Source organism: Arthrobacter sp. AFG7.2 (genome assembly GCF_002892835.1).
In the GTDB taxonomy this organism is placed as follows: Bacteria; Actinomycetota; Actinomycetes; order Actinomycetales; family Micrococcaceae; genus Arthrobacter.
The window spans coordinates 541923-562703 of sequence record NZ_PJMB01000002.1; the positions used below are offsets into that span (position 1 = coordinate 541923).

Below are 20781 nucleotides of genomic sequence, written 5' to 3' on the forward strand. Positions count from 1 at the left end.
GCGCAGCATGGGCCTGAGCGAGCACCGCTATGAGCTGACGGTCAGGTGGACCGGCAATACGGGTGAGGGAACGGCGTCCTACCGTGGCTACACACGGGACCACGACATCATAATCCCCGGGCTGCCAATCCTCAGGGGCTCAGCAGACCCTACATTCCATGGCGACAGGGAACGGTACAACCCCGAGCAGCTGCTCCTGGCGGCGTTGGCCCAGTGCCACATGCTCTCGTTCCTGCACGTGGCGGTAAAGCACGGTGTGGTGGTCACGGACTACGCTGACGAGGCCTCCGGCCTGCTGAAGCTGAACCGGGACGGCAGCGGCCAGTTCGAACACGTGACGCTGCGTCCCCGGGTGGCGGTGGCCGATCCGGCCCATGTGGAACTGTCAGCCCGGCTGCACCACGAGGCGAACCAGGTATGCTTCATCGCCCGCAGCGTGAACTTTCCGGTTGAGCACGAACCGGAAACAGTGGTGGCCTAGGCTGCGAGGCTGCTGACCAGCCGCGCCTCGGTCTCCGGAGTGAGTCCTGCCTTCCGGGGCCGGTGCAGTCCGCGCCGGCGCTCGTCCGCCAGCGTGTCCTGGAGTGTTTCCTGCCAGGGCCTGAGCTGCAGTCCGGCACTGCGTGCCGCGCTGTTGCTCCGTGCCATGAAACCATCGTGCCCGGGCGGGAGCCAGAGGGGCAGCGAGTCCGGCCCGGCCCAGTAGGCGACTCCCTGGTCCGTGAGCCAGTCCTCCTGGGCGGCAAGGACCTCGCCCTCGAAGCCGGCGGCGTCCCGGGCGGCAGCGAGGTACTGTCCAAAGGCAGCCTGATCCCCCACTGCGTTGACGGCACCGGTGAGGCCCTGCTCTGCAGCCAGCAGGATCCAGGCGGCAAGGTCGCGGACGTCGATGACCTGGACCGGGTGGTTGTCGATGGCGGGCACCAGGACATGCTTGCCGCCCCGTGCGAAGCGGGCGGGCCAGTAGCCGTAGCGGTCTGAGCTGTCCCCCGGTCCGGCAATCAGGCCGGCGCGGCACAGGTGGGTCCTTCCGTCCGTCGCGGCGAGGCTGGCTTGCTCAATGGCAACCTTTGATTCTCCATAGTTTTCGGCAATTGATTCCGTCCCGGGCGGCAGCGGGGGCAGAAGCTCCGCGTCCTCCGCGGCGCCGGGAACCGAGGCACCTGCATAGACGGAGCAACTGGAGACGAACGTCCAGTGGGCTGCCCGGCCGGCAAGTGCGTCCAGCGCACCCTGTGCAAGGTCCGGGTCCCGTGCTACCTCGACCACCGCATCCCACTCTCCGTGCGCGCCGGCATAGGCGCCCGCGCCACGTGAACGGTCCGCCCTCAGCCAGGAGGCGCCCGAAGGCGGAACAGCTGCGGAACCACGGGCGAGGCAGGTGACGCCGTGCCCCGCCGCTACCGCCTGGCGGGTGAATTCCGCTGACAGGAAGGCGGTTCCGCCGAGGACAAGGATGCGCATGTTGAGAGGCTACGGCGATAGTGTTGAAGGAGAACAGAGCCTTCCGCGCCGGGCGTAACCGGCGCCGCGGCGCCCCCTTTCCGGTGCAGCCGGAGAACAGCAGGAGTACTACCCCCTTATGGTCAGCACGTTGTCGATCCTTCCATCCGCCGCCAGTGACCCGAACGGCATCAGCGTCACCGGCATCGTGATCAGCCTCGGTGTCGGCGTTACCATCTGGCTCGTGGCCACTTTTGTGATTTCCCGCATCACCAACCGCGTGGCGGCAGGAAGCAATTTCTTCAAGAAGCCCACCTTCAAATGGGCGGCCCCGGCCTTCAGGGCGCTGGACCATGAACGGCGCGTACAGCGTGCGGAAACCATAGGTTCACTGCTGAACAGCATCGTGGGAGTGCTGGTGGTGGTCATCACCGGCATGTATGTACTGCAGAACCTGGACATCAATATCGCGCCGCTCCTGACCAGCGTCGGCATCCTGGGTGTGGCCATCGGTTTCGGCGCCCAGCAGCTCATCCGCGACTTCCTGGCAGGTATCTTCATTACCATTGAAGACCAGTTCGGCATTGGCGATGTGATCGAAACCAGCGAAGTGGTAGGCGTGGTTGAGTCCATGGGCCTGCGCATCACCCGTGTCCGCTCCGACGACGGTGCCATCTGGTACCTGCGCAACGGAGAGATCCTGCGGGTAGGCAACCGCTCGCAGGGCAACTACGTCCCGCTGCACGAGTCCGCGGGCGGTACCACGGACCAGAGCTCGGACCACGGCGCCGAGAATACCAAGACCGAGCAGAAAGCCGGAGAATAGCGATGACCATTCCCATCGAGCCCCAGCGTCCGCAGCTGATGCAGAACGACCCGTTCAGCAAGCCTGGCTACACTGACAACTTTTATGATGCTGTGGGCGGGCACGAGACGTTCGTGAAGCTGATCGACGTCTTTTACGACGGGGTGGCCACCGATCCCCTGTTGCGGCCTATGTATCCGGAAGAGGACCTGGCGCCTGCGAAGCGCCGCTTCCTGATGTTCCTTGAGCAGTACTGGGGCGGGCCCACCACGTATGGCGAGGAACGCGGCCACCCCCGGCTTCGGATGCGGCACATGCCCTTCAAGGTGACTCCCGAGGCCAAGGACCGCTGGCTCTTCCACATGCGGAACGCTGTGGACGCCCTTGAACTGCCGCCCCTGTACGAGGGGACGCTCTGGGATTACATGGACCGGGCCGCGTTATCGATGATCAACAGCCCGTCCGGCGCCTGACCCATCCTTGCCCGGTACTGCTAGAGCAGCCCGGTTCCGGTCCTTGCCAGCACATGCCCGCGGGGACCGGTAAGCCGGAACCAGCGGCCGGTCCGGTACAGCTTCTGGTCGCCGTCGGCAAGGAACCCCAGCGCCAGGGCGGCAAAGGCGGCTCCCGCCGGCAGCCCTGACTCGTCAAGTTCCCTCCCCCAGACAGCAGCCCGCGCGTTGTTGACGATCAGTGCTCCCGGCTTGTCGGGTACGATGCCTGCCACCTCTGCGATGCCTGCCTCGGCTGCCTTCCGCAGCGCCGCGTCGGTGCGCGTGCCCACCAGCTCCCATCCGCTCCTCGGAGCGCCCACCCCGGTCCAGGATTCCGTCACGGTCGACGGCGGCACGGGCAGTTCGGTATCGTCCCCGCCTGCGCGCGCGAGACGGTCCAGGACGGCGGACAACGCAACCGTTGCGTCCGTCGCGGAAGGCTCTGCCAGCGCCATGGTGCGCAGCCCGAGAATTGTCGGGGTCGACTCACCCAGGAGCCTGGGCCTCAGCACGCACACATAGGCGGCGAGAACGGAACCTGCCGCCTGAAGCCGGATGGCGCCGTCGTCAATGGCTTTTGCACGCGCAGCGAAGGTCTTCAGATCGGCAAGATCCTGGGAGTCGGCAAAACGGAAGGACGAGGTGAGGAGATCAGACACACCAAGAACACTACCGGCTGGGGCTTTGTTGAGCAGTGCCGGGGCGCCGTCTAGAGTCGAACCATGACTGAAGCCGACGCCGGACTGCTGGCGCTCCCCAGCGAAGATCCCACATCATCGCTCATCTCACTCCTGGACCTTGGTGAGCTGGAGGGGGCTCGGACTGATGAGGACATTTTCCTGGGACCCTCCCAGCAGCAGCCCCATCACCGGGTGTTTGGCGGCCAGGTGCTTGCCCAGTCGCTGATTGCATCCATCAGGACGGTGGAGCCGGACCGCTTTGTCCATTCAATGCACGGCTATTTCCTGCGCCCGGGCGATGCGAACAAGCCCATCACCTTCGGCGTCCAGCGGCTCCGGGACGGCCGGTCCTTCTCGGCCCGCCGGGTCCACGCCTACCAGGAAGGCACGCCCATCCTGTCGATGATTGCCTCCTTCCAGGGCGAGGACGAAGGAATTGAGCACCAGTCCACGATGCCAAGCGGCATCCCGGACCCCGAGTCCCTGCCCAGTACCGCCGACCTGCTGGGCAAATTCGACCACCCAGTGGCCCGGCACTGGGCTTATGAGCGGCCCTTTGACATCCGGCACGTTGATCCGCCGCTGTACGTCTCCGCGAAGGGCAAGCGCGAAGCGACGAACGCGGTATGGATGAAGACGTTCGGGCCGATGCCGGACAACCCTAACCTGCACCGGGCCGCCCTGGCCTACGCCAGCGACTACACCCTCCTCGAGTCCATCCTGCGCCGTCACGGACTGAGCTGGATCACCCCTGGCATGAACGTGGCCAGCCTGGACCACGCGATGTGGTGGCACCGCCCCGCCCGGGTGGACGAATGGCTCCTCTATGTCCAGGAATCACCCAGCGCCCAGGGCGCGCGCGGGCTCGCGACAGGAAAAATCTTCAACCAGGCAGGGCAGCACGTTGCCTCCGTGGCGCAGGAGGGCATGGTCCGCGTGCCCACAGACCTCAAAAACAAAGTAGTGGGTGCGTTCCAGTCCAAGGTCATGGAGCACCAGATCCGCAAGGCTGTCCGGGACTGACCGGAAATCCCGCATGCCTTCAAGCGCAGAACAGGCCGGCACCCAGTGGGTGCCGGCCTGTTCTTTACCGTTCCTGATGTGCTGCCCCGGTTCCTGGCCGGGGGTGCATATCAGTCGCGGGTGAGGCGGCGGTGCGTTACACGGTGCGGCTTGGCAGCATCCGGGCCCAGGCGTTCCACCTTGTTCTCCTCGTAGGATTCGAAGTTACCCTCGAACCAGTACCACTTGGAGGGGTTTTCCTCGTCGCCTTCATAGGCCAGGATGTGGGTGGCCACCCGGTCAAGGAACCAGCGGTCGTGCGAGACCACCACGGCGCAGCCGGGGAACTCGAGCAGCGCGTTTTCCAGGCTGCTGAGGGTTTCAACGTCCAGGTCGTTGGTGGGCTCATCGAGGAGCAGGAGGTTTCCGCCCTGCTTGAGGGTCAGCGCGAGGTTGAGGCGGTTGCGCTCACCACCGGAGAGCACCCCGGCCTTCTTCTGCTGGTCCGGACCCTTGAAGCCGAAGGCCGCAACGTAGGCGCGGGAGGGCATTTCGACGTGGCCAACCTGGATGAAGTCGAGTCCGTCCGAGACGACTTCCCACAGGGTCTTGTTGGGATCGATGCCGCCGCGGCTCTGGTCCGCGTAGGAGATCTTGACGGAATCGCCGATCTTCAGGTCGCCGCCGTCGAGCGGTTCCAGCCCAACGATGGTCTTGAAGAGCGTGGTCTTGCCGACGCCGTTGGGGCCAATGACACCGACGATGCCGTTGCGGGGCAGGCTGAAGGACAGGCCGTCGATCAGGGTGCGGTCCTCGAAGCCCTTCTGGAGGTTCTTGGCTTCCAGCACCAGGCCGCCCAGGCGGGGTCCCGGCGGAATCTGGATTTCTTCGAAGTCCAGCTTCCGGGTACGGTCCGCCTCCGCGGCCATTTCCTCGTAGCGGGCCAGGCGGGCCTTGGACTTGGTCTGGCGGCCCTTGGCGTTGGAGCGGACCCACTCCAGTTCCTCGCTCAGGCGCTTGGCCTGCTTGGCGTCCTTCTTACCCTGAATTTCCAGGCGGGCGCGCTTCTTCTCCAAGTAGGTGGAGTAGTTGCCTTCGTAGGGGTACAGGTGGCCGCGGTCCACTTCGGCGATCCATTCGGCCACGTGGTCCAGGAAGTACCTGTCGTGGGTGACGGCGAGGACGGCGCCTGCGTAAGAGGACAGGTGCTGCTCAAGCCACAGTACGCTCTCCGCGTCCAGGTGGTTTGTGGGCTCGTCCAGCAGCAGCAGGTCCGGCTTCTGCAGCAGCAGTTTGCAGAGGGCCACGCGGCGGCGCTCACCACCGGAGAGGTTTGTGACGTCTGCGTCCGCCGGCGGGCAGCGCAGGGCGTCCATTGCCTGTTCCAGCTGCGAGTCCAGATCCCACGCGTCGGCAGCGTCGATGGCTTCCTGCAGCTGACCCATCTCCTCGAGGAGGGTGTCATAGTCAGCGTCGGGGCTGGCCATTTCCTCTGAGATCTCGTTGAAGCGCTGGATCTTGCCGTAGATCTCGCCAACGCCTTCCTGGACGTTGCCCAGGACAGTCTTTTCTTCGTTGAGCGGGGGCTCCTGCAGCAGGATGCCGACGCTGTAGCCGGGGCTCAGCCGGGCCTCGCCGTTGGAGGGGGTGTCCAGTCCGGCCATGATCTTGAGGATGGTGGACTTACCGGCACCGTTCGGGCCCACGACGCCGATCTTGGCGCCCGGGAAGAAGGACATGCTTACGTCGTCAAGAATGAGTTTTTCGCCAACGGCTTTGCGGGCCTTGGTCATTGTGTAGATAAATTCCGCCATGGTTCCAAATCTAGTGGGTTGGCAGGCATATCTCACATTCGGTGCAGGAAGGTCAGGAGCCTACAAAGCACTTGCCGCTGGCAAGGACGGGCAGGACTGTCACCGCCACGGCACCCTCGCGGACCTGGCCGATGACGCAGTCGCTTCCCTGCCGTACCGCGGCCTCGACGGCATCGGCTTCCAGGCCGGTGGGGGTCCGGCTCTGGGACACCTCCAGTACTCCTGGCGCGATTCCAGCTCCGGTGAGGGCGTCGCTTACCTGGACGGTGGCAGGCTTGGGGCTGCCGGCTGCCAGTCTGCCCAGCGCGTCTGTGACGGTCTGTTTGACTGTTTCCGTGGCTGCGGCCTGGGCGGCCGGCTGGCTGGCGGAACCGTCCCCGGGCGCTGCGGATCCGCCAGAAGTGTCTGCAAGCGGGCCTGCAGCCGCTGGTCCCGTCGTCCCGTTGCCGGTTTTGGAGCGGGCAGCGGCTGAGCCCTCAACCGAGGGCGCTGCAGGTGCCGGTTCTGCCGGTCCCTGCTGGCTGCCGGACTGCGTCCCAATCCCCGACTGCGTCACGCCCGTGCAGCCCGACAAGGCGACGGCAAGGACCGGGGCGGCAATTGCAGCCAGTAAGCGGTGTGCGGTTGGCCGCAGCGGCAAGGTCCCAGCCTCGCTCGAGGCCGGGCGGCTATCCGGTGAGGTACCGGTGCTGACAGTCTGCCGGTGCTCAGGGGTATGCCGCATGCAGTCATTCTGCCACGGGCTTTGCATGCTCCAGGCAACCGTGACGGGCAGGGCGCGGCCGGGGGTGCCGCATCCTGCCCGCCAGGGAATCTGGTGAATCCTTGATGGAAGGACGTTGACAAGGGAAGGTCTAGGCGCCGGTCCCGGCGAGTTCCCCCGTTTCGAGATCGAGGGAAACCAGGTCCCCATTGTTGTCCTCGATGTACGCGGCGGCAGGATCGCCGTCCCCGGTTAGATCTTCTTCGGCGTCCTCAGGTTCGTCGAAGGCCCCCTCCGTGCCGGGTCGGGGACCGCCGTCAAAGGATGGATCCTGCTCCACCAGCGAAAGGATCGGCTTGGAGGAGGACCGGATGAAGTTGGCAGACCCCCAGCTCAGGTCATGGCCCACGGCGTCAGCGTCGATGATGTTCGAGTGGAAAACCTTGCCGTCTTTTTCCCACGTCCGGATCTTCAGCTTGCCAACAACGATGACGGGCTGGCCTTTCCTGATGCTGCAGCCCATGCTCCCTGCCAGCTGGCGGTAGCCCTGCACTGTGAACCAGTTCGTGTGGCCGTCCGCCCAGGTACCCGACTCCTTGTCGTAGCGGCGGGAAGTGGAGCCGATCCGGAAAGAGGCGGTGGCCACTCCCCCCGGCGTGGTGGAGCTCCTGGTCTCGGTGGCAACAAACCCCCGGATCGTAATGGTGTCGCTCATCTTTTCCGTCCTGTCTTCTGAGTGATGCCCTTTGCGGGCACCATCAGCTTCGCCCAAGCCGGACTTCTGCAGGAGGCTCTCCTTTATCTATGTGCACAACCCTGTCCTGCGCGTGGTTGTGGAGGAAGAGTGGAGCCTGCCACGCCGCTGACGGCTCAGGCACGTCCGGCAATGTAAACTTTTTGAGGCACCGGGCTTCGCAGCCGATGCCTTTGCCTCAGTAGCTCAGGGGATAGAGCAGCGGCCTTCTAATCCGCCGGTCGGGGGTTCGATTCCCTCCTGGGGCACCACGCAGAAACACCCCGGTTCACGAACCGGGGTGTTTCGCCACTTTCCGCTGTTGCCTTGGGCGGTTCAGGCCTGGAGCCGGTACGGCGCCTCCACCAGCGCCCGGACAACGCTGCCGGCAGCCCCCAGCAGGGCCCCCGCCTCCCCCACAGTCGATGCGCTGACGTCTTCAGGGGAAAGCAACCCCGGCGCGTACTTCGCCAGGCTTTCGAGAAGGGGACCACGCAGCCACTGGTCCAGGACGGCGAAGTGTCCGCCGAGCACCACGGCACGGACATTGACAACCCTGGACGTCGATGCCACCGCAACCCCCAGCGACGCCCCGGCCCGCTGGACGGCCAGCAGCGCGGAAGGACTCCCGGCGGCGAGCGCGGCCAGCAGATCGGACATGCTTTCCGATCTCGAGCGGGCTTTGGCTTCGATACCGGCTGCAGCGAATATGGCGTCCTGTCCCGCTATGGTTTCCAGGCAGCCGGTCCCGCCGCAGGAGCAGGGCGTTCCCGCCGGATCCACCACAATGTGGCCAACTTCCCCTGCGTTGCCTTCCGGGCCGGTAAAAAGTTCCGAACCTATGACCAGCCCGCCACCCACGCCGACCTCGCCGGAGACGAACAGGAAGTCGCGCAGCTCCTGTGGACCATGGGCAAGTTCTGCGAGGGCAGCAGCATTGGCCTCGTTAAAGAGGGAGACCCCAAGCGGCACGCCGGGAAGCAACCGGTTTACATCCAGCTTCGTATTCACCCAGCCCAGGTTCGGGGCAACAGTAACCATGGAACTGCCGGCTTCAACAAGGCCCGGCACGGCCAGTCCCCCGCCCAGGACTTCTACATCCTTTGCAGCAGCGGCGCCGCGGACTCCGGCCGTCAGCTCAGCAAGGGCGGACATGACGGCCGCGTCCGAGCTGTCCCGGTTGTCCCGTTCCTGGATTTCGTGCACCACCAGGTCCCCGGAAAGCCGTGTCACGCCTGCAGAGATGTAGTCGACGTTGATTTCCATGCCCATGACGCCCCGCGACGGATTGAGCTCCAGCCCCACCCCCGGCCGGCCGCGCTCCCCCTGGCGGCTCAGGCCGACTTCCCGGATGATGCCGGCGTCCAGGAGATCCAGGACAATGCTGGACACGGAGGCCTTAGTCAGCCCTGTTCCGGCAGCGATCTGCGCCCGCGTCAGATGGACCCCCGCCGCGGACTGCACCACCTTGCCCAGAACAAGTGCGAGGTTGCTCCTTCGCACGTCGCCCATATTTCCGGGCGTCCCGACCTCGGACACTGCGGCAGCTGCGGTGCCAGACATACCCCTCCCCTCAGGATCGAAACCGGGCCGTCAAAAGGCGGCCTTTCGCTATTGACCCTAGCGTAATCGCGCCTATATAGTTCAAGCTATAAACTAAGTCGCGCAAGAGCGACCACCCTGACTGCAAGGACGCATCATGACTCTTTCCCCCACCCCCGCTGACAAGTTCACCTTTGGCCTCTGGACCGTCGGCTGGACCGGCGCCGATCCGTTCGGCGTCGCTACCCGCGCAGCACTGGATCCCGTGGAGGCAGTCCACCGCCTCAGCGAACTCGGCGCCTACGGCATCACCTTCCACGACAATGACCTGGTTCCCTTCGATGCCACGGATTCGGAGCGGGAGCTGATCCTGAAGAACTTCAAGGCAGCCCTGGCCGAGACCGGCCTGAAGGTCCCCATGGTGACCACCAACCTGTTCAGCCATCCGGTATTCAAGGACGGCGGCTTCACCTCCAATGACCGCTCCATCCGCCGGTTCGCACTCAGCAAGGTCCTGCGCAACATCGATTCAGCCGCAGAGTTTGGCGCCGAGACGTTCGTGATGTGGGGCGGGCGCGAAGGCAGCGAATACGACGGCTCCAAGGACCTCGCCGCGGCGCTGGACCGGATGAAGGAAGGCGTGGACACTGCCGCCGCGTACATCAAGGACAAGGGCTACAACCTGCGCATCGCCCTGGAGCCCAAGCCCAACGAACCCCGCGGCGACATCTTCCTCCCCACCGTGGGCCACGGCCTCGCCTTCATCGCCGAGCTCGAACACGGCGACATCGTAGGACTGAACCCCGAAACCGGACACGAGCAGATGGCCGGGCTGAACTTCACCCACGGCATCGCCCAGGCGCTCTGGGCCGGCAAGCTGTTCCACATCGACCTCAACGGCCAGCGCGGCATCAAGTACGACCAGGACCTCGTCTTCGGCCACGGCGACCTCACCAGCGCATTCTTCACCGTCGACCTGCTCGAGAACGGCTTCCCCAACGGCGGACCCCGCTACGAGGGACCCCGCCACTTCGACTACAAGCCCTCCCGCACCGACGGCTACGACGGCGTCTGGGAATCAGCCAAGGCAAATATGGCCACCTACCTGCTGCTCAAGGAACGCGCACTGGCCTTCCGCGCCGACCCCGAGGTCCAGGAGGCACTGGCCGCGTCCGGTGTTGGTGAACTCGGTGAACCAACCCTCAGCGCCGGCGAAACCACCGCCGACCTGCTTGCTGACACCAGCGCATTCGAGGACTTCGACGCCGACAAGGCTGCCGAGCGCTCCTTCGCGTTCGTCCGCCTGAACCAGCTCGCCATCGAACACCTCCTCAACGCCCGCTAAAGCGAGCGCTTACGCCGCTCAGGCAACCGCCGCCGTCGGCCCGTCCCAAAGGTGCGGGCCGACGGCGGCTTTTCTCGAAAAGGAATTTTTAATGCCATTAGTTGCCGGAATCGACAGCTCCACCCAGTCCTGCAAGGTGGTGATCCGCGACGCGGACACCGGGAAGCTCATCCGCCAGGGCCGCGCTGCCCATCCCGAAGGCAGCGAAGTCCATCCGGACCACTGGTGGACAGCCCTGCAGGAAGCCATCGCCCAGGCAGGCGGACTGGACGACGTGGCAGCACTCTCCGTTGGCGGCCAGCAGCACGGCATGGTCTGCCTGGACAATGACGGCCAGGTCATTCGGCCTGCGCTGCTCTGGAACGACACCCGCAGTGCCGGTGCGGCTGCGGACCTGATCAAGGCAGCGGGCGACGGCGATGCTGCCGCCGGCGCCCGCTACTGGGCCCAGGCCACCGGCACTGTTCCGGTCGCTTCCCTGACGCTGACGAAGCTGCACTGGCTTGCCGGGAATGAGCCGGAGAACGCCGCCCGCGTTACAGCCGTGTGCCTCCCCCATGACTGGCTGACCTGGCGGCTCATGGGTTATGGCCCCGGGAGCGGCGAGGCGGGCCTGGCGGCCTTGAGGACCGACCGCTCGGACGCGTCGGGCACCGGCTACTTCTCCACGGCTTCAGGCCAATACCTGCCCGAGGTCCTGGAGTCATCGCTGGGCCACGTTCCACTGCTTCCCGAGGTACTGGGCCCGCTGGACTCCGCCGGTAAGACACCCGCCGGCACCCTCCTGGCGGCGGGCGCCGGTGACAACGCGGCGGCCGGGCTGGGAGTGGGGGCAGGCCTGGGGGACGTGGTCATGTCCCTTGGGACGTCGGGAACGGTATTCGCCGTGTCAGCTGCCCCTGCTGCCGATTCCTCCGGCCTGGTGGCAGGATTTGCGGATGCCGCGGGGAATTTCCTGCCCCTGGTCTGCACGCTCAACGCCACCCGGGTCTTTGACGCCACAGCAGCGCTGCTGGATGTCAGCCTGCAGGAGTTCAATGAGTTGGCCCTTGCAGCCTCGTCCGGTGCCGGGGGCCTGACCCTGGTTCCGTACTTCGACGGCGAGCGCACACCCAACCTGCCGGATGCCACCGGATCCCTGCATGGCATCACGCGCGCCAACTACACGCCGGCAAACCTGGCGCGTGCCGCCGTCGAAGGCGTGGTCTGTTCCCTGGCAGACGGCCTGGCTGCCCTGCAGGCCCAGGGGGTTGAAGCCCGGCGAATCATCCTGGTGGGCGGAGGGGCACAATCAACTGCCGTCCAGGAGGTGGCGCCGCAACTGCTGGGCATTGACGTAGTGGTGCCCGGGCCGGGCGAGTATGTGGCCGACGGCGCTGCCCGGCAGGCCGCCGCGGCACTCACGGGACAATTTCCGGAGTGGCAGCTGGACGCCGTCGAACTTTCCGCACGGAAGGACGACGCCGGCGTGCTGGCACGCTACCGCAGCTTCGCCTCGCTGTACGCCTAAGATAACGGCAGGAAAAAAGGACCCGGACCGCTTTTGCGGCCGGGTCCTTTTGGGTGGGGCGCAGGCTCCTGCCGTGACGTAGCAGGAGCCTGCGGTCTGGATCAGGACATCCAAAGCGTGTCAGGCGAACGGGAGAACAAGCTCCGCGTAGCGCTCCTTGACCGTGGCCAGGACGGTGTTGCCGTCCGTGTCCCAGATGTCCTGATTAAAGATCTCGACTTCGATGTCACCGGTGTAGCCGGCGTCGCGCACCCAGGTGCCGATGGTGGCGAAGTCCACCACGCCGTCGCCCATGTACCCGCGGGACAGCAGCGGATCGGCGGCGATGGGCATGTTGAAATCGCACACCTGGTAGGAGGCGATCCGGTTCTCCCGGCCGGCACGTTCGATCTGTGCCTTCAACTCGGGATCCCACCAGACATGGAAGGTATCGACGGCGACCCCCACCGTGGAGGCGTCGAACGGCGCTGCCAGGTCCAGGGCCTGCCCCAGCGTGGAGATCAGGGCGCGGTCCGCTGCGTACATCGGGTGCAGCGGCTCCAGGACCAGGCGGACCCCGTTTTCCTCGGCAAACGGAACCAGGTCGGCAAGGCGGTCTGCGACCCGCTGGCGGGCGGCCACCACGTCCTTCTCCCCCGGGGCCAGCCCGCCGACCACCAGGAACAGGTCCCGGGTGTCCAGGGCGACGGCTTCCAGGATGGCTGCACGGTTGTCCGCGAGAGCGGCTGCCTGGCCCTCCGCATCGGGGGCGGTGAGGAATCCGCCCCGGCACAGGGAGGACACTCGCAGGCCCGCGTCCTTGATCAGGCGGGCCGCCTTGTCCAGGCCGGCTTCCTCAACCCGGTCCCGCCAGGGACCAATGGCGGGGATGCCGGCGTTGACGCAGCCGTCAACAACCTGGGCAAGGGTCCACTTCTTGGTGGTGGCACTGTTGATGGACAGCCGGGCGAAGTCGCTCATACTCCCACCCCGTTGATGCGCAGGTAGTCAGACATTCGGAACGCGGCCAGCGCAGGATCCTTCAGCAGGCCTGCCTGGTCGGCCAGTTCGAAGGTCCTGGCCAGGTGGCATACCGAGCGGCCGGAGTGCAGGCCGCCGACCATCTGGAAGCCGGGCTGCTTGCCGTTGAGCCAGGACATGAACGCGATACCCGTTTTGTAGTAGAACGTGGGGGCGCTGAAGATGTGCTTGCCCAGCTCGCGGGTGGAGTCCAGGATTTCGCGGGCCTTGGCCGCATTGCCTGCGTCGTAGTTTTGCAGGGCTACCGAGGCGGCCGGGTAGATCGCCGCGAAGATGCCCAGCAGGGCATCCGAGTGGTGCGTGCCGTCGCCGTCGATGAGTTCGGGGTAGTTGAAATCATCACCGGTGTAGAGGCGGACACCCTCAGGCAGCGCTGCCCGCAGGGCCACCTCGTGGCTCGCGTCGAGCAGTGAGACCTTGACGCCGTCAACCTTGTCTGCGTTGTCCCGGATGAGGCCGAGGAACGTTTCCGTGGCGGCGGCGACGTCGTCAGAACCCCAGTAGCCGGCGAGGGCAGGGTCGAACATGGTGCCGAGCCAGTGCAGGATCACCGGCTGGTCCACTTCCTGCAGCAGGGTGGAGTAGACGTTCAGGTAATCCTCGGGGCCGCTGGCCACCTTGGCCAGCGCGCGGGAGGCCATGAGGATGACCTTGGGTCCGGCTTCGCTGATGACGGCGATCTGCTCGCGGTAAGCCTCCAGGACAGCCTTGATGCCTGCTTCGCCCACGGGCAGGGAGTCAATATCCAACTGGTCGGTGCCGGCTCCGCAGGAGACGAGGTCCCGGACGGACTTCCCTGCCGTGGCCGCGTTTCCTGCGGCAACCACGGAGGCTGCTTCGACGCCGGTCCGCTTGATGAGCTGCTGGGTTGCGGCCCAGTCCAGGCCCATACCGCGCTGGGCGGTGTCCATGGCGTCTGCGACGCCGAGGCCGTAGGACCACAGTTCATGGCGGTAGGCCATGGTGGCGTCCCAGTCCAGCCGGGCAGGAGCGCCGGGGGTGTTGTCCGCCAGGACTTCGGGGATGACATGTGCTGCGGCATAAGCGCGCCGGGCGGTGAGCGGAGCCGTGGGGCGTGCCCAGGTGGTGCCGCCCTGCAGGCGGTACTCGCGGGTGCCGCCGTCGTTGGAGGGGAGGATGAGAGAGGTCATTAGAGGGTGATCTCCGGGATGTCGAGGGTGCGGCGTTCGTCGTTGGACTTCAGGCCGAGCTCAGCGAGCTGGACGCCGCGGGCGGCGGACAGCAGGCCGAAGCGGTGTTCCCGACCGGCGACGACGTCGCGGAGGAATTCTTCCCACTGCAGCTTGAAGCCGTTGTCCAGTTCGGCGTTGGCGGGGACTTCCTGCCACTGGTCGCGGAAGGATTCGGTGACGGGCAGGTCCGGGTTCCAGACGGGCTTGGGGGTGTGGGCGCGCTGCTGGGCAACGCACTTGTTCAGGCCGGCGACGGCGGAACCGTGGGTACCGTCCACCTGGAACTCAACCAGTTCGTCGCGGTAGACGCGGACGGCCCAGGAGGAGTTGATCTGGCCAATGACTTCGTCGCCAGCGGGTGTTTCGAGTTCGAAGATGCCGTAGGACGCGTCATCCGCCGTGGCTTTGTATTCCTTGCCTGCCTCATCCCAGCGGGCAGGGATATGGGTGGCGGTCTTGGCGTTGACGCTCTTGACCTTGCCGATGATGCCTTCGAGGACGTAGTTCCAGTGGCAGAACATGTCCGTGGTCATTCCACCGCCGTCTTCCTTGCGGTAGTTCCAGGACGGGCGCTGGGCTGCCTGTATGTCGCCTTCAAAGACCCAGTAGCCGAACTCACCCCGGATGGAGAGGATGCGGCCGAAGAAGCCTTCGTCCACCAGCCGGCGGAGCTTGACCAGGCCCGGGAGGTACAGCTTGTCGTGGACAACGCCCGCTGTGACTCCGGATTCCTTGCCGATGCGGGCCAGCTCGATGGCTTCCTCCAGCGTCTCGGCAGTGGGCTTTTCAGTGAAGATGTGCTTGCCGGCGAGCATTGCCTTCTTGAGGGTGGCTGCGCGGAGGCTGGTCATGGATGCGTCAAAAATGATGTCGACTGTGGGGTCGTTGATGACCGAATCCAGGTCAGTGGTCCACTCCGCTACCTTGTGCTTTTCGGCAAGTTCGCGGATCTTTGCTTCGTTGCGGCCCACCAGGATGGGTTCAACCTGGACGCGCGTGCCGTCTTCCAGGGTGAATCCGCCGGCATCCCGGATGGGAAGGATGGAGCGCAGCAGGTGCTGGCGGTAGCCCATCCGGCCGGTGATGCCGTTCATGGCGATGCGGATGGTTTTAGTTTCGAAGCCCATGTGTCCTCCACGGTGAGTGAGCAGTAGTACTCAAGCTTGTTGGGAAAGCGCATTCCCACTACGTCAATAATGCACTGCCGCATTCACAGTTGGCAAGCGCTTTCCGGAAGAACTTCAAACTGCCATACTGTGGTTACCGCTATTGGACCTAGAACGTTGACCAGGAGATGCTGTGGCTGCAAGTACCCTTACCGAGGTGGCCCGGCTGGCCGGAGTCTCCCCCGCCACCGCCTCCCGGGTGTTGAACGGCTCGGCGCGCAAGCCCGGCAAGGACATCGCGGAAAGGGTGCGCCAGGCTGCGGATTCCCTGGGCTACATCCCCAACGCCCAGGCCCAGGGGCTGGCCAAATCGAGTTCAGGCCTGATCGGCCTGATCGTCCATGACATCGCAGACCCGTACTTCGCAGCAATAGCCCGCGGCGTCCAGGACGAAGCCAGGGAGCAGCGCCGGATGGTACTGCTGGCTACCACGGGCGGAGCTCCGGCGGAAGAACGCGAAGCCGTGGCCGCTTTCGCCGCCCGGCGCGCTGATTCGATCGTCATCGCAGGTTCCCGCTCGTCCCGGACGGAAGACCGGGACGACAACGCTGAACTGGCGGCTGAGCTCGACCGGTACTGCCGCAATGGCGGGCAGGTGGCCGTGGTTGGGCACCCGGTGGTCGGTGCCACAGTTACTGAGGGGTATCACGTGGTGGCGGTGCCCAACCAGGAGCTCGCAGGTGCCCTGGCAGCTGAACTCGCATCCCGCTGGGATGGCGACTTCGTCATTATCGGCGGCCCTGACGGTCTCTTCACCTCTGACGACCGGATTCGCGGCTTCCAGGAAGGCCTCGCCACCGCCGGCCGTCCACCTGCCGAGGTCCTGCGCACCGCGTTCAACCGCTCCGGCGGTTACGATGCCGGACTCGAGCTGGCGGCCAGGATCAAGGCCGGGAGGTCAGGGGACGGGGAAGCCTCCGCCCGGAAACTATGCATCTTCGCAGTCAATGACGTCATGGCCATTGGAGCATCGGCTGCTTTGCGGGCGGAGGGGCTTCGGATTCCCCGGGACGCCACAATTGCCGGATTTGACGATATCGAGACACTGCGGGACTTCCGCCCCGCACTCTCCACCGTCCGCCTGCCGCTCGAGGAGATCGGACGACTTGCCACCCGGGCCACGGGCCGCACGGCCGGTGGCAGCGAGGACCTGGATGACGGGGAGCCCGGGCCGGTGAGCGGTGAGGTGACGCTTCGGCGCAGCACCGAGGCGGTGGCATGAGCATGGCGGCCGCACTGACCAGCATCCCTGCACACCAGGCTGCTACCGGGGCCGATGCCGGCAACCCAAGGCCTGCCGTCCTGGTGCTGCCTGGCGGTGGCTATGCCCGCCAGGCAGACCACGAAGCGGAGCCGGTGGCAGAGTGGCTCGCCGCACTGGGCATCCACGCCTTCGTCCTGCGGTACAGCGTGGCGCCGGACAGGCATCCGGCGCCGCTGGTGGCCGCCAAGGAAGCCATGCTGCATATCCGCAGCGGATCCCATGGCCTCGGGGTGGACCCGGGCCGCGTGGGTGTCCTCGGGTTTTCCGCCGGCGGACACCTTGCCGCCACGCTCTCAACGGCCAGGGCAACGGGCAACGCGGACCTCGATGTTCCGGCGGCGGTACCGGACCTGACGGTACTGTGCTACCCGGTGGTGTCCTACACGCAGTCCGTGCATCAGGGTTCGGTGGACAACCTCCTCGGCCACGCGCCGTCGTCGGACCTCCTTGCCGAGCTCTCTGCAGAGCAGCATGTGACGGCGGCGACCCCTCCCGCGTTCGTCTGGCACACCGCTGACGACCCTGCCGTGCCGGTCAGCCACAGCCTGGGCTACGCGGGCGCGCTCATGGATGCCGGTGTTCCTGCCGAGCTGCATGTCTTTCCCCATGGCCGCCACGGCCTTGGCCTTGCCTCGGAAGAGCGGGGGCCGGACCGCTGGACCGACCTGTGCGCCGGCTGGCTGGACCGCGCCGGCTGGGCCTCCCGCCCCTCCACAGAGGAAAGCCGGAACTAGGGTAAAGCGCGGATGGTCCAGGCCGCGGAGTGCGACTCCCCCGGTTCAAGGTGGATGAGGTCCGTCCCGGAGTTGAAGGCATCCGGCGGGCACGTCATGGGTTCGACGGCCATTCCAAGACGGTCGGGGCCCACCGGCTTGTCACCTGTATGGATCTGGACCCATGGCCACTCGGCACCCCATTCCAGTTCAACACCCGTGCCGGCAGGATCCTGAACGCGGACCCGGGCCAGCCCTAGGTCGTCACGGGAAAGTTCAGTGAAGGCGTGGTCGATCTTCAGGGAACCGACCCGGCGGGGGCGGCGGAAATCGAAGTCGTGCCCCTCCACACTTTTCATTGCCACCGGGAGCAGCCGGTCCGGCGTCACCTCCAGGAACTCCCGGGCCGGCACTTCCAGCGTCCACTCATCCAGCCCTGCGGGCCCGGCCACCAGGTAGGGATGCGGACACACGCCGTAAGGGGCAGTGGCAGGCCCGATGTTTTCAGCGGTGACCGTGCTGTGCAGCCCGTCCGCGTCCAGGGAGTATGAGACGGAGACCTGCAGATCGGAGGGATAGTTCACGCCTGCCTTGACCCTGCAGGCGAGGACCACACAGTCTTCGGCTGCCTCCCGCACGTCCCAGACCTGTTCAGTAGCCAGGCCGTGGAGGGCAGAGCCGCGCTCGGGCTCGTTGATGGCGGCTTCGAACGCCTTGCCGGCGTAGGAGTATTTGCCGTCGGCCAGCCGGTTGGGCCAGGGAGCGCAAATGACACCGCGGTAGTCAGGGATCCGCCCGTCCGGACCGAAGCCCACCACGAGGTCCCGGCCGTCGTACTGAAGCTCCCGGAGCGCGCCCCCGCGCGCGGTGACCACGGCTGTGTAGGGACCGCTGGCAAGTCTGTGTTCCGTGGATGGCATGAAGGTCCTTAAAGCAGTTCCGTCCTGTTAGCGCTAACCAGCGTAACGCACATCTTCCTTCCCGGCAGGGCGGCGCCCCCCACGCTTTCCGCCGCCACTACAGTTGCAGCATGAGCGATGGGGACGCGGTGAACATCCAGGTGCTTGCCGCAATCCGCTCAGCGCTGCGGGAACGGGCTGATCCCGTCCGCGGGGCCGGCGCGCAGGCTTACATGAAATCCGCAATGCCGTGCCTCGGCGTGCGCGTCCCTGAAGTGCGCCGGATCGCTGCAGCCGCTGCCGCCGGCAGACCCTTTGCATCGGCCGGGCAGCTGCGCGGCACCGCCCTGGAACTGTGGCGGAATGCCACGGCCCGGGAGGAACGGTACGCGGCTATCGATCTCACCGGGAACCCGCTGGTGGCCGGATCCATGCCCATGCTGCCGGTTTACGAGGAGATGATCCGCAGCGGCGCCTGGTGGGACTTCGTGGATGGGACAGCAGCACGCCTGTACGGCCTGCTCCAAGCCAACCGTGCGGAGATGACGGCAGTACTGCTGGACTGGAGCACCGATCCGGACTTCTGGGTCAGGCGGGCCGCCATCCTCTCGCAGCTCAAGGCGAAGGCCGGCACCGACACTGAACTCCTGGCCAGGATCCTGGAAGCGAACCTGGAAGACCGGGAGTTCTTCATTCGCAAGGCCGTCGGGTGGTCCCTGCGCGAGTATGCCAAGACGGCCCCGGAGTGGGTGGCGGCATTCGTCGCTGCCCACGCCGCCACCATGAGCCCCTTGTCACGGAGGGAAGCACTCCGTGCCCGCGGCTTAACTCCGGCCGGCTAGATGACAGGACGTTCGACGACGACCTCGTGGCTCTTGCGGAACAGCCGGCGCGTGCGGGGATCCCAGAAAATCAGATACAGGCCAAACAGCAGGCCGGTCACCGCGGCGGCGACGCGCGCAAGGGCCAGCGCGAAGCCCAGGTCCTCGGTCTGCAGGTACGGGAAGACTTCCAGCTGGTCAGAAATGGCGTAAATCATGAAGAAGGAGACAACGAAGTACAGCGCCTTGACCTGCCAGTCGTTCCTGATGCCGGTTACCGCGAAGAGCGGTATGAGCCATACGACGTACCAGGACTGGATCATGGGCGCCAGCAGGACCACTGCGGCAAAGGCAAGGGTGAGGCGGCGAATCAGCCGGTCGTAGTCGCCTCGGAAGATCTGCCAGGCAACCACGCCCACGGCGATCAGCTTCCCGGCGTCGGACACAAAACCCGCCAGGGTGGCCCCGTCGAGGCCGAACGAGTTGGCCAGCGACGCCACCACCATCCCGATCAGGCCCACAGGTGCGTACCAGATGGAGATGCTCCCCGGCGCGGAAAGTCCGTTGATCCAGCCGAAGCCGAAACCGTTCACCAGGCTCATCAGGACCAGGATGCCCAGGCTCAGCGCGGCGGTCAGGCCCCAGTACGTGAACTTGCGGAGCCAGCCCGCGTCCTTGCCGGCCCAGAGGAGCCCAATGAACGGCAGGAAGACGATGGTGATGGGCTTCACCGCGATGGACAGAGTCACCAGGACAACGCCGCGGACCACCCTGTGCGTCGCGGAGTAGTACAGTCCGGCCAGTGCCAGCCCGATCATCAGTGCGTCGTTGTGGACGCTGGCGATGAAGTTCGTCAGGAACAGCGGGTTCGCCGCAGTGAGCCATAGGGCCCGGTGCGGGTTGACGCCGTGAAGCTCGGCCAGCCTGGGTACGTATATGACACACAGGACCACTCCTGCCAGCGCCACCAGGCGGAACAACATCACGCTTGCTTCGGGTTGGACGTTGGTGACCCAGACAACGACCTGCTCGATCCACAGGAACAACTGTCCATAGGGAACGGGCGCTTCGGTCCACATTTTGTCCGCGCCCAGCTGGAAGTAGTTGGACAGGGCCGAAATGCCGTTCTCGTAAGGATTGAATCCTTCCACCATCAGCCGGCCCTGCCCGATGTACGCGTAGACGTCCCGGCTGAAGAGAGGGACGCTGAACATCATGGGCAGTCCCCATGCCACGACGGCCATCAGGGTGGCTTTGCGTGCCTCCGCGCCCCAGACCCGGACCCGCTGCCCCAGCCTGAGCCAGGCACGGACCAGGAGCATTCCTCCGACCGCCAGCAGGACGATTGAGAGGGCAACGCCCACGGCTTCAGCACGCATCCAGATGAAGAGCGGCATCCGCCGAAGTTCCGAGACGGGAGCGAGCCAGCCGACTCCCAAAGATCCAATCAGCATGAACATGGACCCCGCGAATCCGGCAAGGAGGGGGGACCTGGCATTGTCCACTTCTGGTTCCGCACCGCCCGCCGCGGCGGTGGCGGCGGCCATCTCCCTCGCCGCAGGCACAGGCGCCGTCATCTCAGGCAAGTCCAATCCTTCTCGTTTGCGGTTCCGCCCGGCGGGCAACGAACCGGC

General features: G+C 65.7%; 20 protein-coding genes and 1 tRNA gene. 10 read left to right on the forward strand and 11 right to left on the reverse strand.

The features are described 5' to 3' along the window. Window positions 1-7 precede the first annotated feature (7 nt). Complete coding sequence (locus CXX84_RS06285; protein ID WP_102975814.1) at window positions 8-481, forward strand: OsmC family protein; 474 nt, start codon at window positions 8-10, stop codon at window positions 479-481. Here CXX84_RS06285 and CXX84_RS06290 read toward each other — a convergent pair. Beyond that, the gene (locus CXX84_RS06290; protein WP_102975815.1) at window positions 478-1464 is read right to left on the reverse strand and encodes an epimerase; all 987 of its coding nucleotides are present in this window, start codon (window positions 1462-1464) and stop codon (window positions 478-480) included. The two genes, CXX84_RS06285 and CXX84_RS06290, sit on opposite strands and share 4 nt — an antisense overlap. Window positions 1465-1582: 118 nt before the next feature. Between CXX84_RS06290 and CXX84_RS06295 the strand changes: the two genes are divergently transcribed. Together CXX84_RS06295 and CXX84_RS06300 are read left to right on the forward strand one after the other, a co-directional pair. After that, the gene (locus CXX84_RS06295) at window positions 1583-2269 is read left to right on the forward strand and encodes a mechanosensitive ion channel family protein (RefSeq protein WP_102975816.1); all 687 of its coding nucleotides are present in this window, start codon (window positions 1583-1585) and stop codon (window positions 2267-2269) included. Window positions 2270-2271: 2 nt separating this feature from the next. Beyond that, on the forward strand, window positions 2272-2721 hold the full coding sequence (locus CXX84_RS06300; protein WP_102975817.1) for a globin: 450 nt from the start codon (window positions 2272-2274) through the stop codon (window positions 2719-2721). A gap of 20 nt (window positions 2722-2741) precedes the next feature. On the opposite strand, the gene CXX84_RS06305 is transcribed toward CXX84_RS06300, so the two are convergent. Next, window positions 2742-3401 carry a hypothetical protein gene (locus CXX84_RS06305; protein WP_102975818.1) on the reverse strand — a complete coding sequence of 220 codons (660 nt, stop codon included), beginning with the start codon at window positions 3399-3401 and terminating at the stop codon, window positions 2742-2744. A gap of 63 nt (window positions 3402-3464) precedes the next feature. Here CXX84_RS06305 and CXX84_RS06310 point away from each other — a divergent pair, with 63 nt between their 5' ends. Continuing rightward, window positions 3465-4445, forward strand: coding sequence for an acyl-CoA thioesterase (locus CXX84_RS06310; RefSeq protein WP_102975819.1), 981 nt, complete (start codon window positions 3465-3467; stop codon window positions 4443-4445). Window positions 4446-4555: 110 nt separating this feature from the next. On the opposite strand, the gene ettA is transcribed toward CXX84_RS06310, so the two are convergent. The 3 genes from ettA to CXX84_RS06325 all read right to left on the reverse strand — a co-directional run bounded on the left by ettA (window position 4556) and on the right by CXX84_RS06325 (window position 7656). Further along, a complete protein-coding gene (gene ettA, locus CXX84_RS06315; RefSeq protein ID WP_102975820.1) occupies window positions 4556-6238 on the reverse strand; it encodes an energy-dependent translational throttle protein EttA in 1683 nt (560 codons plus the stop codon). 52 nt (window positions 6239-6290) lie between these two features. After that, window positions 6291-6962 carry a DUF6993 domain-containing protein gene (locus tag CXX84_RS06320; protein ID WP_223252990.1) on the reverse strand — a complete coding sequence of 224 codons (672 nt, stop codon included), beginning with the start codon at window positions 6960-6962 and terminating at the stop codon, window positions 6291-6293. 130 nt (window positions 6963-7092) lie between these two features. Continuing rightward, entirely contained in the window at window positions 7093-7656 is a 564-nt protein-coding gene (locus tag CXX84_RS06325; protein ID WP_102975822.1) for a single-stranded DNA-binding protein, read from the reverse strand. 214 nt (window positions 7657-7870) lie between these two features. Between CXX84_RS06325 and CXX84_RS06330 the strand changes: the two genes are divergently transcribed. Next, window positions 7871-7946 (forward strand) — tRNA-Arg (locus CXX84_RS06330). Between the two features lie 64 nt (window positions 7947-8010). Here the strand turns inward: CXX84_RS06330 and CXX84_RS06335 are convergent. Next, the gene (locus CXX84_RS06335; protein ID WP_102975823.1) at window positions 8011-9237 is read right to left on the reverse strand and encodes an ROK family protein; all 1227 of its coding nucleotides are present in this window, start codon (window positions 9235-9237) and stop codon (window positions 8011-8013) included. A gap of 136 nt (window positions 9238-9373) precedes the next feature. Here CXX84_RS06335 and xylA point away from each other — a divergent pair, with 136 nt between their 5' ends. Together xylA and xylB are read left to right on the forward strand one after the other, a co-directional pair. Continuing rightward, the gene (xylA, locus tag CXX84_RS06340; RefSeq protein WP_102975824.1) at window positions 9374-10561 is read left to right on the forward strand and encodes a xylose isomerase; all 1188 of its coding nucleotides are present in this window, start codon (window positions 9374-9376) and stop codon (window positions 10559-10561) included. Between the two features lie 91 nt (window positions 10562-10652). Continuing rightward, window positions 10653-12071: a xylulokinase gene (gene xylB, locus CXX84_RS06345; protein ID WP_102975825.1), complete on the forward strand. Its 1419-nt coding sequence runs from the start codon at window positions 10653-10655 to the stop codon at window positions 12069-12071. A gap of 120 nt (window positions 12072-12191) precedes the next feature. Here xylB and CXX84_RS06350 read toward each other — a convergent pair whose 3' ends face one another. The 3 genes from CXX84_RS06350 to CXX84_RS06360 are packed head-to-tail and all read right to left on the reverse strand — an operon-like array spanning window position 12192 to window position 15411. Next, a complete protein-coding gene (locus tag CXX84_RS06350; protein WP_102975826.1) occupies window positions 12192-13031 on the reverse strand; it encodes a sugar phosphate isomerase/epimerase family protein in 840 nt (279 codons plus the stop codon). Continuing rightward, complete coding sequence (locus CXX84_RS06355; RefSeq protein ID WP_102975827.1) at window positions 13028-14242, reverse strand: dihydrodipicolinate synthase family protein; 1215 nt, start codon at window positions 14240-14242, stop codon at window positions 13028-13030. The genes CXX84_RS06350 and CXX84_RS06355 overlap by 4 nt, the downstream gene beginning before the upstream one ends. Beyond that, window positions 14242-15411, reverse strand: coding sequence for a Gfo/Idh/MocA family protein (locus CXX84_RS06360; RefSeq protein ID WP_102975828.1), 1170 nt, complete (start codon window positions 15409-15411; stop codon window positions 14242-14244). The genes CXX84_RS06355 and CXX84_RS06360 overlap by 1 nt, the downstream gene beginning before the upstream one ends. A gap of 172 nt (window positions 15412-15583) precedes the next feature. On the opposite strand from CXX84_RS06360, the gene CXX84_RS06365 reads away from it, so the two are divergent. Next, window positions 15584-16672: a LacI family DNA-binding transcriptional regulator gene (locus CXX84_RS06365; RefSeq protein WP_102975829.1), complete on the forward strand. Its 1089-nt coding sequence runs from the start codon at window positions 15584-15586 to the stop codon at window positions 16670-16672. After that, window positions 16669-17448, forward strand: coding sequence for an alpha/beta hydrolase (locus tag CXX84_RS06370; protein ID WP_102975830.1), 780 nt, complete (start codon window positions 16669-16671; stop codon window positions 17446-17448). The genes CXX84_RS06365 and CXX84_RS06370 overlap by 4 nt, the downstream gene beginning before the upstream one ends. Here CXX84_RS06370 and CXX84_RS06375 read toward each other — a convergent pair. Beyond that, window positions 17445-18347, reverse strand: coding sequence for an aldose 1-epimerase family protein (locus CXX84_RS06375; RefSeq protein WP_102975831.1), 903 nt, complete (start codon window positions 18345-18347; stop codon window positions 17445-17447). The two genes, CXX84_RS06370 and CXX84_RS06375, sit on opposite strands and share 4 nt — an antisense overlap. A gap of 110 nt (window positions 18348-18457) precedes the next feature. Between CXX84_RS06375 and CXX84_RS06380 the strand changes: the two genes are divergently transcribed. After that, window positions 18458-19168 carry a DNA alkylation repair protein gene (locus tag CXX84_RS06380; RefSeq protein WP_102975832.1) on the forward strand — a complete coding sequence of 237 codons (711 nt, stop codon included), beginning with the start codon at window positions 18458-18460 and terminating at the stop codon, window positions 19166-19168. On the opposite strand, the gene mptB is transcribed toward CXX84_RS06380, so the two are convergent. Next, complete coding sequence (mptB, locus tag CXX84_RS06385) at window positions 19165-20724, reverse strand: polyprenol phosphomannose-dependent alpha 1,6 mannosyltransferase MptB (protein WP_102975833.1); 1560 nt, start codon at window positions 20722-20724, stop codon at window positions 19165-19167. The genes CXX84_RS06380 and mptB overlap by 4 nt on opposite strands. Window positions 20725-20781 lie beyond the last annotated feature (57 nt).